This is a genomic window from Nonomuraea sp. NPDC051191 (genome assembly GCF_044455665.1).
Taxonomy (GTDB): Bacteria; Actinomycetota; Actinomycetes; order Streptosporangiales; family Streptosporangiaceae; genus Nonomuraea.
This window is the reverse complement of record NZ_JBITEZ010000006.1, coordinates 141,827-155,759: the sequence shown is the minus strand read 5'-3', so window position 1 is coordinate 155,759 and position 13,933 is coordinate 141,827. Positions and strand designations below refer to the sequence as shown.

At 73.1% G+C, this 13,933-nt stretch carries 14 protein-coding genes; 6 read left to right on the top strand and 8 right to left on the bottom strand.

What is annotated here, in order from left to right:
- Window positions 1–232 precede the first annotated feature (232 nt).
- Window positions 233–613: a MerR family transcriptional regulator gene (locus tag ACIA8R_RS18750; RefSeq protein WP_357697082.1), complete on the top strand. Its 381-nt coding sequence runs from the start codon at window positions 233–235 to the stop codon at window positions 611–613.
- Entirely contained in the window at window positions 610–1,866 is a 1,257-nt protein-coding gene (locus ACIA8R_RS18745; protein ID WP_397039421.1) for an MFS transporter, read from the top strand. The genes ACIA8R_RS18750 and ACIA8R_RS18745 overlap by 4 nt, the downstream gene beginning before the upstream one ends.
- A gap of 51 nt (window positions 1,867–1,917) precedes the next feature.
- Here the strand turns inward: ACIA8R_RS18745 and ACIA8R_RS18740 are convergent, their stop codons facing one another.
- The 4 genes from ACIA8R_RS18740 to ACIA8R_RS18725 form a co-directional block, all read right to left on the bottom strand.
- Complete coding sequence (locus ACIA8R_RS18740) at window positions 1,918–3,003, bottom strand: hypothetical protein (RefSeq protein ID WP_397039419.1); 1,086 nt, start codon at window positions 3,001–3,003, stop codon at window positions 1,918–1,920.
- Between the two features lie 109 nt (window positions 3,004–3,112).
- The gene (locus tag ACIA8R_RS18735; protein WP_357697088.1) at window positions 3,113–3,574 is read right to left on the bottom strand and encodes a nuclear transport factor 2 family protein; all 462 of its coding nucleotides are present in this window, start codon (window positions 3,572–3,574) and stop codon (window positions 3,113–3,115) included.
- A gap of 25 nt (window positions 3,575–3,599) precedes the next feature.
- Window positions 3,600–4,496 (bottom strand): alpha/beta fold hydrolase, encoded by an 897-nt coding sequence (locus ACIA8R_RS18730; RefSeq protein ID WP_397039417.1) that lies wholly within the window; start codon window positions 4,494–4,496, stop codon window positions 3,600–3,602.
- Window positions 4,497–4,670: 174 nt separating this feature from the next.
- Window positions 4,671–5,162, bottom strand: coding sequence for a GNAT family N-acetyltransferase (locus ACIA8R_RS18725; RefSeq protein WP_364087607.1), 492 nt, complete (start codon window positions 5,160–5,162; stop codon window positions 4,671–4,673).
- A gap of 275 nt (window positions 5,163–5,437) precedes the next feature.
- Here ACIA8R_RS18725 and ACIA8R_RS18720 point away from each other — a divergent pair, with 275 nt between their 5' ends.
- Window positions 5,438–6,124 (top strand): hypothetical protein, encoded by a 687-nt coding sequence (locus ACIA8R_RS18720; protein ID WP_357697095.1) that lies wholly within the window; start codon window positions 5,438–5,440, stop codon window positions 6,122–6,124.
- Between the two features lie 14 nt (window positions 6,125–6,138).
- On the opposite strand, the gene ACIA8R_RS18715 is transcribed toward ACIA8R_RS18720, so the two are convergent.
- Together ACIA8R_RS18715 and manA are read right to left on the bottom strand one after the other, a co-directional pair.
- Complete coding sequence (locus ACIA8R_RS18715) at window positions 6,139–6,762, bottom strand: flavin reductase family protein (RefSeq protein WP_364087604.1); 624 nt, start codon at window positions 6,760–6,762, stop codon at window positions 6,139–6,141.
- Between the two features lie 59 nt (window positions 6,763–6,821).
- Complete coding sequence (gene manA, locus ACIA8R_RS18710) at window positions 6,822–7,991, bottom strand: mannose-6-phosphate isomerase, class I (RefSeq protein WP_397039413.1); 1,170 nt, start codon at window positions 7,989–7,991, stop codon at window positions 6,822–6,824.
- Between the two features lie 217 nt (window positions 7,992–8,208).
- Here manA and ACIA8R_RS18705 point away from each other — a divergent pair, with 217 nt between their 5' ends.
- Window positions 8,209–8,814 carry a helix-turn-helix domain-containing protein gene (locus ACIA8R_RS18705; protein WP_357697101.1) on the top strand — a complete coding sequence of 202 codons (606 nt, stop codon included), beginning with the start codon at window positions 8,209–8,211 and terminating at the stop codon, window positions 8,812–8,814.
- On the opposite strand, the gene ACIA8R_RS18700 is transcribed toward ACIA8R_RS18705, so the two are convergent.
- On the bottom strand, window positions 8,754–9,842 hold the full coding sequence (locus ACIA8R_RS18700) for a hypothetical protein (RefSeq protein ID WP_364087599.1): 1,089 nt from the start codon (window positions 9,840–9,842) through the stop codon (window positions 8,754–8,756). The genes ACIA8R_RS18705 and ACIA8R_RS18700 overlap by 61 nt on opposite strands.
- A 167-nt stretch (window positions 9,843–10,009) precedes the next feature.
- Here ACIA8R_RS18700 and ACIA8R_RS18695 point away from each other — a divergent pair, with 167 nt between their 5' ends.
- Window positions 10,010–10,738 (top strand): ThuA domain-containing protein, encoded by a 729-nt coding sequence (locus tag ACIA8R_RS18695; RefSeq protein WP_397039411.1) that lies wholly within the window; start codon window positions 10,010–10,012, stop codon window positions 10,736–10,738.
- A gap of 1 nt (window position 10,739) precedes the next feature.
- Here ACIA8R_RS18695 and ACIA8R_RS18690 read toward each other — a convergent pair whose 3' ends face one another.
- Window positions 10,740–11,714, bottom strand: a complete 975-nt coding sequence (locus ACIA8R_RS18690) for an NAD(P)-dependent alcohol dehydrogenase (RefSeq protein ID WP_397039409.1) — start codon at window positions 11,712–11,714, stop codon at window positions 10,740–10,742.
- Window positions 11,715–12,033: 319 nt separating this feature from the next.
- Between ACIA8R_RS18690 and ACIA8R_RS18685 the strand changes: the two genes are divergently transcribed.
- Window positions 12,034–13,890 (top strand): trypsin-like peptidase domain-containing protein, encoded by a 1,857-nt coding sequence (locus ACIA8R_RS18685; protein ID WP_364087593.1) that lies wholly within the window; start codon window positions 12,034–12,036, stop codon window positions 13,888–13,890.
- The last annotated feature ends 43 nt before the right edge of the window (window positions 13,891–13,933 follow it).

Sequence of the window (13,933 nt, the reverse complement as noted above, 5' to 3'; positions counted from 1 at the left end):
AGGTCGCCGAGGAATCTCACGAATTCGCTCTTCGCCATTGGCACCACCATTTCGTCCGGCGCTACGGGGAAATCATGTCCAGCCGCCGGAAAACGCGTCAACGCGCCGCCCGGCGGTGACCGGGCGGTATGGAGGTAGCCGATCCCATTCCGTCAAGTCCGGGCTCGCATTCACCGGAATTCGGCCGAATGCACTTGACTTGGATCGCGCTCGAAGGGCGACAATGATCGGTATGAGTCAGAGCCTGACGATCGCGGAAGTCGCAGCCGAGACCGGCCTCAGCGCCCACGCGCTGCGCTATTACGAGAAGGCCGGCCTGATGCGGGAGACGCCGCCGCGCGGCGGGAACGGGCACCGCCGCTACACCGAACGTGATCTGGCCTGGATCCGGTTCCTGACCAGGCTGCGGGGCACCGGGATGTCCATCGCCGACGTCCGCCGCTACGCCGAACTCGTCCGCGCGGGCGAGAGCACCGCGGCCGAGCGCAAGCAGATCCTGCTCACCCACCGCGAGGAGGTGGCCAAGCGCATCTCCCAGCTCAAGGACGACCTGGCCGCCATCGACTACAAGATCGAGATCTACGAGAAGCTTGAGGAGAAGTACCAGCTGTGACCGCGCCGCCCCGGCCGGACAGCGAGCCCGGCCAGGCACCCTTCGGCCCCCGCTTCGTCACGGCGGTCTCGGTCGGCTCGCTGCTGAACCCGATCAACTCCTCGATCATCGCCATCGCGCTCGGGCCCATCGCCCACCACTTCGGCGTGGGCGCGGACGCCACGTCCTGGCTGGTGTCGGGCCTGTACCTGGCCACCGCGATCGGCCAGCCGGTGCTGGGCCGGCTGGCCGACCGGCTCGGCCCGCGCCGCGTCTACCTGGCCGGGCTGGTCACGGTCGCGGCCGGCGGGCTGCTCGGCTACTGGGCGCCGACCCTCGGCCTGCTCGTGGCCGCCCGCGTGGTGATCGGCCTCGGCACCTCGGCCGCCTATCCGGCCGCCATGAGCATGGTCCGCCGCAGGTCCGAGCGGTCCGGCGGGGCCGCGCCCGCCTCGGTGATGGGCGCGCTGGCCATGGCCGGGCAGGTCAGCATGGTGCTCGGGCCGCCGCTGGGCGGGCTGCTCGACGCGCTCGGCGGCTGGCGCTGGATCTTCCTGGTCAACCTGCCGATGGCCGCGGCCGGGGTGGTCTCGGCGCTGGTGTGGCTGCCGCGCGACGAGCCGTACGAGCGCGCCCGTACGGGCGGCGGCGGCAGCCTGCGCGACCTGGCCCGCAACCGGCCGCTGCTGGTGACCTACCTGCGCAACGCGGTGACGTTCATGGCCACCTACGGCTTCCTGTACGGCTGGACGCAGTGGCTGGAGCAGGGCAGGGGGCTGACGGCGGCGGTCGCCGGGCTGCTGCTCATGCCCACCTCGGCCGTGGGCGCGGTGGTCTCGGGGCTGGCCGCGCGGGCCGACGGCGCCTCGGGCCGGGCGCGCTGGATGCTGCCGGCCGGCGCGGCGTTCCTGCTGGCGGGTTGCGCCTGGCTGCCGGCGCTCGACGGCGAGGCGTCCGTCCTGTCGTTGTGCCTGCTCAGCATGGTCTTCGGGGTGCAGAACGGGCTGAACATCGTGGGCAACCAGGCCGCCATGTACGCCCAGGCGCCGCCGGGCCAGATCGGCATGGCCGCCGGCCTGCTGCGCACCTCGCAGTACGCCGGGGCCATCTGCTCGGCGCTGCTCATCAGCGTGACCTACGGTGAGCGCGCCACCGACGAGGGCCTGCACCGGCTGGGCGTCGTCCTGACGGCCGCCTCGGCGCTGCTGCTGGCCGGCACGCTGCTCGCGGCGGTCCGCGCGGGCCGTACCCCGGCGGCGTCAGGGCGCGCGTGAGCGGGGAGGGGCCTGCCGCCCCTCCCCGCCCGGGGGTCTGCGCCGGCCCGCTCAGTGGGGGCTGATCAGCTCACTGATCGCGAACCCGGTCAGGTTGGTCACGTTGGCGCCGCCCACCGACAGGATCGTGGACGTGCCGGGGACGCGGTCCACCGCGTACGCGCCCGCGTACCCGGCCGACGGGCGGGCCGGGCCGCTGACCCGGGTCCACGAGGTGCCGTCGAAGTACAGGTAGGCGGGGGCGGTGGTGCCGCCGCCGGTGGGGACGACGAGGTGGCCCTCGCCGTCGCCGCTGATGCTCGCCGAGCCGTTGCCGGGGTCGCCGGGCAGCGCCGAGACGGTCCAGCGGGCCCCGTCGTAGCGGGCGATCGCGGGGGTGGCGGGCCGGTTGGGGCGGGGCTGGTAGCCGCTGACCCAGATCCGGCCGGGGCCCTCGACGTACACGCCTCTGGGGCTGAGGCCCGGCCTGCCCAGGGAGCGCAGGGCCGTGCCGTCCCACAGGACGACGCCGTTCTCGGCGGCGAAGACGATCTGGTCGCCGCCGTCGACGGCGCGCAGCAGGCCCAGGTTCTCGGTGCGCGGGTAGACGGTCCAGACGCCCTGGCGCAGGCGCAGGATGTCGGTGCCGCCGGTGTTCCTGAACCTGATCGACCAGAGCGAGCCGTCCCTGGTGGCGGCGATCGGGCCGGTCCACTCGTCGCCGGGCAGCGGGGGCGTCCAGCCGGGCGGCGGCGGGATCTCCGACCAGGCCGAGCCGTTCCAGTACGCCGAGCGCGGCCAGGAGACGTCGGCGATGCTCCGGCTGCCGGTCACGTACACCTGGTCCGGCGCGACGGCCGCGACGCAGCACGGGCTGGGCACGTCGTACCCGGCGGTGAGCGGCAGCCTGCTCCAGGCCGAGCCGTCCCAGCGCAGCACGGAGGTGTCCGGCGAGCCGTCGTAGCCGCGCCAGCCGACGGCGTAGGCGTGGGTGGCGTCCAGCACGTCCACGTTCCAGAGGGTGGTGGGGTCGCCGGGCGGGTCCACCGCCCGGACGGCGGGGGCCAGGAGGGCCTGGGCCGGTGCGGCCGCCGCCAGCGCGGCGGTGACGGCCAGGGCGGCGGCGGAGGCGCGGAGGACGCCACGGAAACGGGTCATGTCTTCTCCTGTGGGCGCGTTCCTGTGGAAAAGGGCACAAAGGCGGCGAGGGCCGACCGCGGGCATGAGAAAGCGGGCCGGTCGTCACCGGCCCGCCCGGATTGCCCGCTCAGTCGTCGGATCTGCGCCCGTCGGGGCCGATCGGGCCGAAGAAGGAGCTGAAGTTGGCGGTCCCGTCGCCGAAGATGCCGCCGCGGCCCTCCACGACGCGGCCGTTCTCCCACCGCATCAGGTCCACCCCCTCCATCTGCAGGTGCTCGTAGAAGGAGGTGCCGTCCGAGCCGGTGCGCTTGCGCACGGCGGTGCACCGGTTGACGTCGATGGTGTAGCCGTCCACCGGGTTGACCAGGCAGGCGATCTGCTCCATGCGCAGGGTGCCGCCGGCCAGCCGCTGCCAGGTCTTGATGAAGCCCATGAAGGCGTCGAGGCCGTCGTGCCATCCGGCGTACGGGTGGTTGCCGGGGGACTGGAACCGCACGTCGGGGTGCCAGTACTCCAGCGCGCGCTCGCGGTCGCCGGAGCGCAACGCCTGGTGTGCCGCCGCCAGTCGCTCAGCCGTCAGATCCGACATCGCTCTCCTCTCACTGCGTCGGGTGCTACTGCATCGGGTGCTTGGCGAGGAAGGCCGAGACGCCTTCGCCGACCGCTCTCGGGTTCATGATCTGCAGGCCGTGGGTGGCGCCGACGATGCCGCAGCGCTCGGCCTGGGGCAGCCAGTTCATGAGGAAGTGCTGCGCCTCGCGGAAACCGGGCATGGCCGCCTCGCTGTCCAGGCCCATCACGGCCAGCACCGGCATCTGCGGCTTGTCCGGCACGAGCTGGTCGGCCTTGGACATGCGGAAGCCCCAGCCGCCCAGCGCCGGGAAGTCCACCTTGAACGTGACGTCCGCGCACTCCTCGACCCGCTCCCACACGTCGAGGGGGCAGCTCATGTCGACGGAGCCGAGGTAGCTCGGGCCGCAGACGGCGGCCATGAAGTCGCAGGCGGCGGTGAGCTTGTCGCCCTTGTGCACCAGCTCGATGGCCGTCATCACGGCGTCGTTGTTGGCCTTCTCGGCCTCGGCGCCCTCACGCGGCAGGTACGGCTCCAGCAGCACCGCCGAGTGCGTGCGCTCGGGGTAGGAGAGCATGAACTGGAAGCCGATCACCCCGCCGAAGGAGTACGACATGACGTGCGCCTTGTCGATGCCGAGGTGGTCGAGGAGCTGCTTGGCGTGCTCGGCGCCCTCCTCGATGCTGAGGCTGTCCTTCTCCAGCGTGCTGCCGTTGTAACCGGCACGGTAATAGCTGATGAACTGGTACTTGTCCAGCAGCTCCGGGTTGTACTTCAGGAGCGGCGTGATGAGGCCGTCCGAAATGGAGGTGCAGTGAATGCACAGGACCGGCTCGCCGCGGCCCACGACCGTGTAACGAAGTTCCGCGTTGCTGACCTTGACTCGCTTGTCGTGGTCGAGTTTCCAGTCTCGACCGGCGTACAAAGCATTCGCGCTCATGCCATTCCTCTCACGCGATCACTCGACCGTTTCTCGTGTCCGCTTGGCCATACTCAAGAATGGTTGTCATGGGCCATGGGGACGGTCAACGAAAGAGCCCGCGCCGGGCTGTGCACCGCGAAATACGCCGGGGAACTCTGTCAAGTCGGCGCGCGTGGGAGGAGGGCCGGCGGGTCAGGGGAAGGACAGCTCGTACTCCACCTGCTCGACCGGGTTGCCGTCGCCGTAGTCGTACGCGCGGGTGGCGCCCGACTCGGTGAAGCCGCTCTTGGCGTAGAAACGGCGTGACTGCGGCGTGTCGCGCGGCGTCCACAGGTGCACCCGGGTGAAGCCCTCGTCGCGGATGCGGCGCAGGGTGTCGGTCATGAGGGCGGCGGCCACGCCGGTGCCCCAGCCGTCGGGATGGCCGTAGAAGCCGAAGATCTCCGCCGCGCCCGCCCGGGACGGCGAGGGCCCGAAGGAGCAGAAGGCCAGCCGGCGTCCGTCGAGCGCGGCGAGCACCAGGCCGCCCGGCGTCTCGGCGAGCACGTCGTGCCATTTGCCGCGCCGGTGGCTGACGGCCTGGTCGAAGAACTCCGTGGCGAAGAGGCCGGCGTAGGCGGCCTTCCAGGATTCGGCGTGGATCTCTCCCAGCGTCTCACCGTCGCCCGGCGAGGCTGGGAACACTGTGAAAATTCCGGTCACAAGATCACATTAGTCGAGAGGTCCCGCGGGTGTCCGGCGGCGGAGCGCGGGCACGTACGGGGAAGCACGCACGCGGGGCGGCGCCGGGCGCGACCGCCGCCGTACAAGGCGTTCGAGGCGTTCGAGGAGGTGCGGGCGGGGAAGCTGCGCGAGACGGCCGCCCGGGCGTGGCGGCCGGGTCGGTCGATCACGCGATCCCGGCCGCCGTGCCGCGGCCGGAGGTCATCCCTAGCGCTGGAGCGCGGAATGGAGGCTCGATGAGGTGGCTGGCTCGCGGGGAGGGGCAACTCCCGGCGGGAGAGGGCCGGGCGGGCGACGGGCGGCCCGCCGAGCACCCGCTCACCCGCTGGACCGTCAGTCAGGCGCTGCACCTGGTCTGTCCCGGCCCCGCCGGCGACCCGGAGCTGCGGCGGCGTCCCGACGGCGCGGCCGAGGCGTGGCGGGACGGCCGCCCGCTGCCGGTGGGCATCTCGCTCACCAGCCGCGACGGATGGGCGGTGTGCCTGCTCGGACTGGAGCCCGGGACCGTCGGCTGCGACCTGCAGGTGGTCGAGCCGCGCGGCCCGGGGTTCGTCGCCGACCGGTTCACCCGCCAGGAGCAGCGGATCATCGGCAACGATCCGCTGCTGGGCAGCCTGCTGTGGTCGGCCAAGGAGAGCGCGGCGAAGGTGCTGCGCCGCGCCGACAGCCGGGCGCTGGAGGTCTCCCTCGGCTGCGGCCGGCCCTCCGACGGATGGAGCAGGGTGACCGTTCGGGCGGGCGGGCGCGGGGTGACGCACGGGTGGTGGCGCCGGTTCGGCCATCTCGTGCTGACCGTGGCGGCCGACCGTCCCACGCCGCCGCCGCGCGGGCTGGAGGAGCCGTCGGCGCTGTCGGCGGCCCAGTCTCCCGTTCAGGCGGCGGTACGGTCGGCTTACGCCGGATGCGCCTCGTCGGCCGGCTGATCCGGCGCGGGTCGTCAGGCCGGGTGCGGCGTCTGCGAGCGGTAGGAGTGGCCGAGCTCCGGGCCGAGGCCGAAGTAGTGGCGGAAGTTGTACAGCAGCGGGCTCCACGCGGACGGGTCCACGTGCTGGGTGCCGGGGACGACGATGCGCGGGTCGGCGTGCACCTTGCGCACGACGGCCTCGATGATGACGAAGTCGTCGGACTCGTTCGGCCGGATCTGCGCGGCCACGGCCTCGAACTGGAGGGGGCACTCGGCCACGCGCGGCGGACGTACGGTCTCCGACGGCTCCGGCCGCAGGCCCGCCGCGCCGAACTTGTCGGGCTCGAACCGGCAGCCGGCCGCCTTGGTGGCGGGCACCGGGTCGCGTCCGGTGAGCGGCGCCAGGCGTTCCACCTGCGGCCACAGGTGCGGGGCCGGCAGGTTGATCACCAGGTCGGGCCGCTCGGCCAGGTTGCGCGCGGTCTGCCCCTCGGAGCCGAGGCCGAGCACGACGGTGCGGCCGAGCGCCCAGGCCGACGACATCGGGGCCAGGTTGGTCGAGCCGTCCGGGTTCTCCGTGGTCAGCAGCACGACCGGGGTGCCGAAGTAGAGGATGCTGGGTTCGATGGCGACGTGGCCGAGGGTTGCCGTGTTCATGGGGGGAGCCTAGGAAGGCGACGTTCAACCGGCGGCCGAAATGTCGCTGTTGTGCTGATCTACACCGTAAAGGCGCCCGGCTCGGCCACGTACGCCACGCCCTTGCCCGACAGGCCCGTACCCGCCACGGCCGGGACGAACGCCGACTCGCCCGGCCGCAGCGTCAGCTCGCCGAGCCGGGCCTCGCCCTCCAGGCACAACACGATCCTGGGCGGCCCGGCGGGCAGCTCGAAGGCGTCGGCCCCGGTCAGGTCGTACCGCGTGAGGGCGAACTCGGGGGCCGGAGGCACGTAGCGCCGCTCGCCGCGGGCGGGACGCTCGGGCTCGACCAGGTGCGGCTCGGCGGGTGTGAAGTCGACCACCTGCATCAGCTCGGGCGCGTCGACGTGCTTGATGGTCAGCCCGCAGCGCAGGACGTTGTCGGAGCTGGCCATGATCTCCACGCCGACGCCGCCCAGGTAGGCGTGCGGCACGCCGGCGCCGAGGTAGAGGGCCTGGCCGGGCAGCAGGTCGACGTGGTTGAGCAGGAGGGCGGCCACCACTCCGGGGTCGCCGGGGCAGGCCGCGGCGATCTCGGCGTACGGCGCCAGGTCGGGGTCGGAGCCGCCGGCGAGGGCGCGTTCGACCTCGGCGCGCAGCGGCGCGGCGGCGTCGTCGAGCATCTGCGCGAAGACCGTGCGCAGGGCCTCGCCGGCGGGCCGGACGGCGAGCACGTCGATCCACGGCTGGAGGGCGGGCAGGCCTAGCCGGGCGAGCAGCCCGGCGGTGACGACGGGGGAGCGGAAGCCGCACAGCCCGTGGAAGGGCGTGATCGCGCAGACCATCTCGGGCTTGTGCGAGCGGTCCTTGTAGGTGCGGGCCGGGTCGCCGATCGGGACGCCGCGCGCCTCCTCGGCGGCGAACCCGGCCTCGGCCTGCGCGATCGTGGGGTGGACCTGGAGCGACAGCGGCCGGGCGACCGCGAGCACCTTCAGCAGGTACGGCAGCGCGGGCCCGAACCTCTCGACGGCCGGGGAGCCGAGGGCGGCGACGGGGTCGCCCGCGATGAGCCGGTCGAGGGGCACCCCGCCGGCGATCGACGGGTCGGCGGGATGGGCGCCCATCCAGAGCTCGGCCTGCGGGCGGCCGGTCGGCTCGGTGCCGAACAGCTCGGGCATGGCGGTGACGGAACCCCAGTCGTAGGGGCGGATCGTGGTGTCCAGGCGCAGGGGCAGTTCGAACGTCGGCACAGGGCAGGAGCGTAGTCGCCGACGGCCGGCCTTGCGCGCCCGGGGCCGAACGACACCGCCCGCCCGCGGCCGGTCCCGCATGGTCGGGGCCGCTCGGTGCTGCACGTACGCGGCCGGTCCCGAGCGGCCGGTCCCGCGTGGTTCGGGCCGGTCGGTGCTGTACGCCGGTATAGGATGCTTTTTTCGTGAACAGTTCGCTGTACGAATCGGTGGTGCGATGACAACCGTCCAGGACCCGGAGGACCTCACCGCGCGGGCCCGCATCCGCGACGCCGCGATCCGGCACATCGGCGAGCACGGGTTCGAGCGGGCCACGATCCGCGACATCGCCGAGTCGGCGGGGGTCTCACTCGGCCTGGTACGCCACCACTTCGGCTCCAAGCAGGCACTGCGCGAGGCGTGCGACGAGCACCTGATGAAGACGGTGCGCCGCCTCAACGCCGAGGCCGCCGGCAGCCCGCCGGCCGGGTTCAACCCGGTGGCCGCCCTCGGCCCCTACCGCGCCTACCTGGCGCGGGCCCTGACCGAGGGCTGGGCGGCGCCGCTGTTCGACGAGATGACCCGGATCGGGGAACGCTGGCTGGCCGCGGCCGACCGGGACCGGGCCGACCCGCCGGACGTGCCGCCGCGGGCGCGGGCGGCCGTGATGGCCGCGATGGCGCTGTCGGTCACGGTCCTGTACCCGCACGTCTGCCGCGGCATGGACGCCGACCTGTCCACGCCGGAGGGCGAGCGCCTGCTGATGCGCACGCTGGTCGAGGTCTACTCCCAGCCGGTGCTCGGTCCGGAGGCCGCCGCCGAGGCCCGCGCCTGGCTCGGCTGAGCCGGGATCAGCGCGGCCCGGCTGCGCTCGTCCGGCCAGACCGAGGACACGTCCACGTACGGGCGCAGCAGGCCGGTCAGCTCCGGGTCGCCGCGGCCGTTGAGCTCCTTGGACGCGATCTTGCGCGCCACCCCCGCCACGATGTCGGCCACCTGGACGCGGGGGTCCAGGTGGGAGGCGACCAGCGTCAGGCTCGTCAGCACCAGCGGGCCTCCGGGTGCGTCCGGGCGGGCCAGCAGCAGCCGGAGCCGTTCGATGCGCTCCTCGGTCAGCGTCGTCTGCCGGTCGTGCACGACGGAGACGGGCCGGCCGCCCGCGCCCCAGTGGGCGACCGCGTGCGCGATGCCCGGGATCAGCGGGTCGAGCGCGGGGAAGAGGTGCGGGTCGTCGAGCAGGCGCGCGGTGAAGGCGTCCACGAGCGGCCTGGCGGCCCACAGCTCGTCCATGATCTCGCCGGCCGGGCCGGGCGTCGTGCGCAGGTCGGCGACCAGCTCGAAGACCGAGTCGGCGGAGATCTCGGGGCCCCGGCCGTTCCTGGCTCTGAGCAGGTGGTTGAAGGCGTCGAGGAAGGCCGTCCAGCGTGCGGGGCCGAAGGCGCGGCGGCCCTCCTGGTAGAGGGTGACCGCCATGGCCGCCGACCGTTCGTCCTGGTCGAGGCCACCGAGGACGGAATGGTGGCCGGTCAGCAGGTCGGTCACCTTGCTCACGGCGAAGTACGCCTTGTCGGTCAGGTGCACGCGCGCATGGCCGAGGATCGGGCCCGACGGGCCGAGCAGCCAGACCAGGGTGGCCCGGTTCTTCTCGCGCAGCACGTGCTCGGCCTTGTACTCGGTGACCGGCGAGGGCGCCCGCAGCCGCAGCTCCCGTACGCAGTCGGCCGCGGCGGCCGCGTCGAGGGAGACGCCGGCATGGGCGAACACGTCGGTGTTGCCGCCGACGAGCTTCTCGCCCTCCGCGCCGGACTCGTCGCAGGCGATCTCGACAGGACGGCCGTCCGGTACGAGGGCGGCCTGCGCGGGGCGTGGCATGACTTCCATGGTCACTGGCGAACCTACCCAAACGCTCCTGCCTTCCGCGAGACATTTTCCGCCCGTCCGCCGGCCTCGCCCGTCGGCGGCGCGGGGCTGTGACCCGAGTGCCTGGCGGGTAAGGACCGGACGGTAGGTGCGGCAGGTCCGGAGGGAGAGCATCGCGCGTGAGCATCAACGTGACCGTCTGGGGCGAGAACGTACACGAGCAGCGGGAGGAGGAGGTGCGCCGCCGCTACCCCGGCGGCATGCACGGCGCGGTCGCCGACGGCCTGCGCGAGCACCTGGGGGAGCGGGTGCGCGTGCGCACCGCGACCCTGCAGGACCCCGAGCACGGCCTCGACGCCGCGACGTTGTCCGGCACCGACGTGCTCACCTGGTGGGGGCACGCGGCGCACGAGGAGGTCGGCGACGAGGTCGTGGCGCGGGTGTGCGAGCGCGTCTGGGCCGGGATGGGCCTGCTGGTGCTGCACTCGGGCCACTACTCCAAGGTCTTCCGCGCCCTCATGGGCACCACCTGCACGGTCAACTGGCGCGACACCGCCGACCGCGAGCTGGTCTGGACGGTGGAGCCGGCCCATCCGATCGCCGCGGGCGTGCCCCAGCCGCTGGTCATCCCCGAGCAGGAGACCTACGGCGAGCCGTTCGGCGTCCCGGCGCCCGACGAGCTGGTGTTCGTCAGCTCCTTCTCCGGGGGCGAGGTGTTCCGCAGCGGCTGCTGCTACCGGCGCGGCAAGGGCCGCGTCTTCTACTTCAGCCCCGGCGACCAGAACTACCCGGTCTTCCACCAGCCGGGCGTGCGGCGGATCCTGGCCAACGCGGTGGTGTGGGCGGCGCCCGCCGAGGGCGCGGGCGAACCGCTGCGCAACACCCGCGTGCCCGCCGGCGACTGGTGATCTACTCCGTGACGGGCATGACCATGATGATCTTGCCCGTCACGTGCCCCGACCGGAGGTGGGCCATCGCGTCGGGGAAGCCGGCGAGTGGGAAGGCCCTGCCGACGACGGGGGTGAGCTCGCCGGACGCGGCGAGGCCGGCCAGGTGGCGCAGGTCCCGCGGGTCGGTCCTGGCGATCGGGGCGCGCAGGGTGTGCCGGACGAACGGGGACATCGCCGTCGCTCTGAGCTGGCGGCCGGTGCCGTACAGCCAGCGGCCGGAGGCGTTCTCGCCGCCGACGATCACGAGGGTGCCCCGGCGGGTGAGCACGCGCCGCAGGCCCGGCAGGGAACGGTTGCCCGCGGTGTCCAGGACGACGTCGTAGCGGCCGGGCCCGGTGGTCGGGTCCTGGCGGGTGTAGTCGAGGACCTCGTCAGCGCCGAGTGAGCGGACGAGGTCGCCCTTGCCGGGGCCGCAGACGCCGGTGACGTGCGCGCCGTACGCCTTGGCGAGCTGGACGGCGAACGTCCCCACCCCGCCGCCCGCGCCGATGACCAGGACGCGCTGTCCCGGCCGGACGCGGGCGTGGTCGCGCAGCGCCTGGAGCGCGGTCAGGCCGCTGGTCGGGACGGCGGCGGCGGCCTCGAACGACAGACCGGCCGGTTTGCGGACGAGGCGGTCCTCGCGCGCGACCGCGTGCTCGGCCAGCGCGCCGTCGCAGACGCCGAAGACCTCGTCGCCGACCGCGAGGCCGGTGACGCCGGGGCCGACGGCCTCGACGGACCCGGCGACGTCGCGGCCGAGGAGGGGGGAACGGGGGCGGCGCAGCCCGGTGGCGAGGCGGACGGGGTAGGGCAGCCCGGCGCCGAGATGCCAGACGCCGTGGTCGAGGCAGGCGGCGTGCACGCGCAGGAGCGCTTCGCCGGGGCCCGGGGCGGGACGGTCGAGGTCGGTGAGGGCCGGGGGGCCGTAGACGTGCCGGGTGATGGCCTTCAAGACAGGTCTCCATGTCAAAGAAAGTAGACATGACGAACGTAAAAGAAGGCCGACATGATGTCAAGTATTTTGGACATCGCCGCGATGGGGGAGCGAAGTGTCGGTGATTTGGGTCGATAACGCGAAATATCGGTATCGCTACCGATAACGGTACGGATGGGGGACGGAGTTACCCTCTGGCCACCCCCCACCACGGCGGGCCGCCTGTTCGCCGGAATCGCCGGCCCTCCGCCGGCGCGGCCTACACGCCCGGACCGGGCCCGGCACCCGGCGACCGGCGGCCTGCTTCGGTCACCCCTCACGTGGAGGTGTCCCCCGCATGAGTCCTTCCCGATGGAGAGCGGCGGCCACGGCGTTGATCGCCGCACTGGCCGTCGTCGCGCCGGCGACCCCGGCCTCCGCCCTCGCTCAGGCCCCCGCCGCCGTACCCCTGAAGGCGCAGATCGACAGCCGGGTCTCCCCGGCCGGCGAGGAGGTTCTCGCCGACTTGTCCCTGCCCTACGGCGGCGCCGGACGGAGCTGGAGCACGCGCGTCACCCGGCCCGGCTCCCGCTACGTCAAGGTGCACTTCGCCGCGCTCACCCTCGTCCCGGGCGACTACGTCACCGTCGCCGCGCCGGACGGCCGCGAGATCCACACCTACTACGGCGACCCCACCCGCGGGCGCTACCCCGCCAACTCCGGCTACACGCTGCACGGCGTGCCCGGCTTCGCCGCGCTCTCCGTGGACGGCGACACGGCGGTGGTCACCCTGCACGCCTCCGGGCCGCGCAACGCCGTCCGGCTGGCCAGGCAGGGCTTCGGCGTACGCGTCGACCGGTACTTCCGTGGCTACACCACCCAGGAGGCCGCGGCCCTGACGCCCAGGACGTTCAGCGTGTGCGGCACCGACGCCCGCCGGGACGTCGTCTGCTACAAGGACAGCAACCCCACCGAGTACGCCCGCAGCCGCGCCGTGGCCCGCCAGCTCCTCAACGGCCTCGGCTACTGCACCGCGTGGCGGGTCGGCAACACCAACCGCATGCTGACCAACAACCACTGCATGGAGAGCGCCGCCGACCTGAGCGCCAGCGAGTTCCAGTTCGACTACGACTGCGCGACCTGCGGCGGCGACAACCCGGGCGCGGGGACGAAGGTCGGCGGCGGGCAGTTCCTGAAGACCAGCGCACTCGAAGCGCTCGACTACACGCTCTTCAGCGTCGCCGACTTCGCCGCGATCCAGGCGTTCGGCACCCTGTACCTCGATCCGCGCACCCCCGTGGCGGGCGAGCGCATCTACATCCCCGGCCACGGCGACACCCTGCCCAAACGCCTGTCCCTGTACGAGGACACGCAGGGCGGCGCGGCCTGCAAGATCGACGTGGTGTCGTCGGGCGTCAACACCGGCTACCGCTGCGACACCTCGGGCGGCAGCTCCGGCTCCCCGGTGATCGCCGCCTCCAGCCACAAGGTGATCGCGCTGCACCACCTCGGCGGCTGCCCCAACTGGGGGACGCGGATCACCGAGGTGTACAACGAGATCTCCGGCATGATCGACAACACCCCGCCGAACGGCGGCGACGACGACTTCGCGATCTCGCTCTCGCCCACGAGCGGCGGCGTCACGCCGGGCGGGTCGACCACGAGCACCATCAGCACCGCCGTCACGCGCGGCGGGCCCCAGCAGATGCAGTTCGCGGCCTCCGGGCTGCCGGCGGGAGCCGCCGCGACGTTCGCGCCGCCCTCCGTCCCGTCGGGCGGCACGTCCGTCATGACGGTCTCCACCTCCGCGCAGACGCCCGGGGGCGTGTACACGATCACGGTGACCGCGACCGGCTCGGCCACCCACACGGTCGCCTTCGTTCTCTCCGTGGCCGTCGCCGGCGGCTGCTCGGGCTACGAGACCACCAAGACGGGGACGCTGGCCTCCGGGGCGGAGCAGTACCAGCCTGACGGCGGGTATCTCCAGACCACCGTCACCGGCCCGCACCAGGCGTGCCTGGACGGGCCGTCCGGCGCCGACTACGACCTGTACCTGCAGCGCTGGAACGGGTCGTCATGGGCCACGGTCGCCCAGAGCACCGGGGCGGGAGCCGACGAGACGCTCACCTACACCGGCGCGGCCGGGTACTACCGCTATCGGGTGCACTCCTACTCCGGGTCTGGTTCGTACACCTTGGGCTACAACGCTCCCTGACCCATGGACAGCCGGCCGGGCCGCGTCGAGATTGGACGGTAGG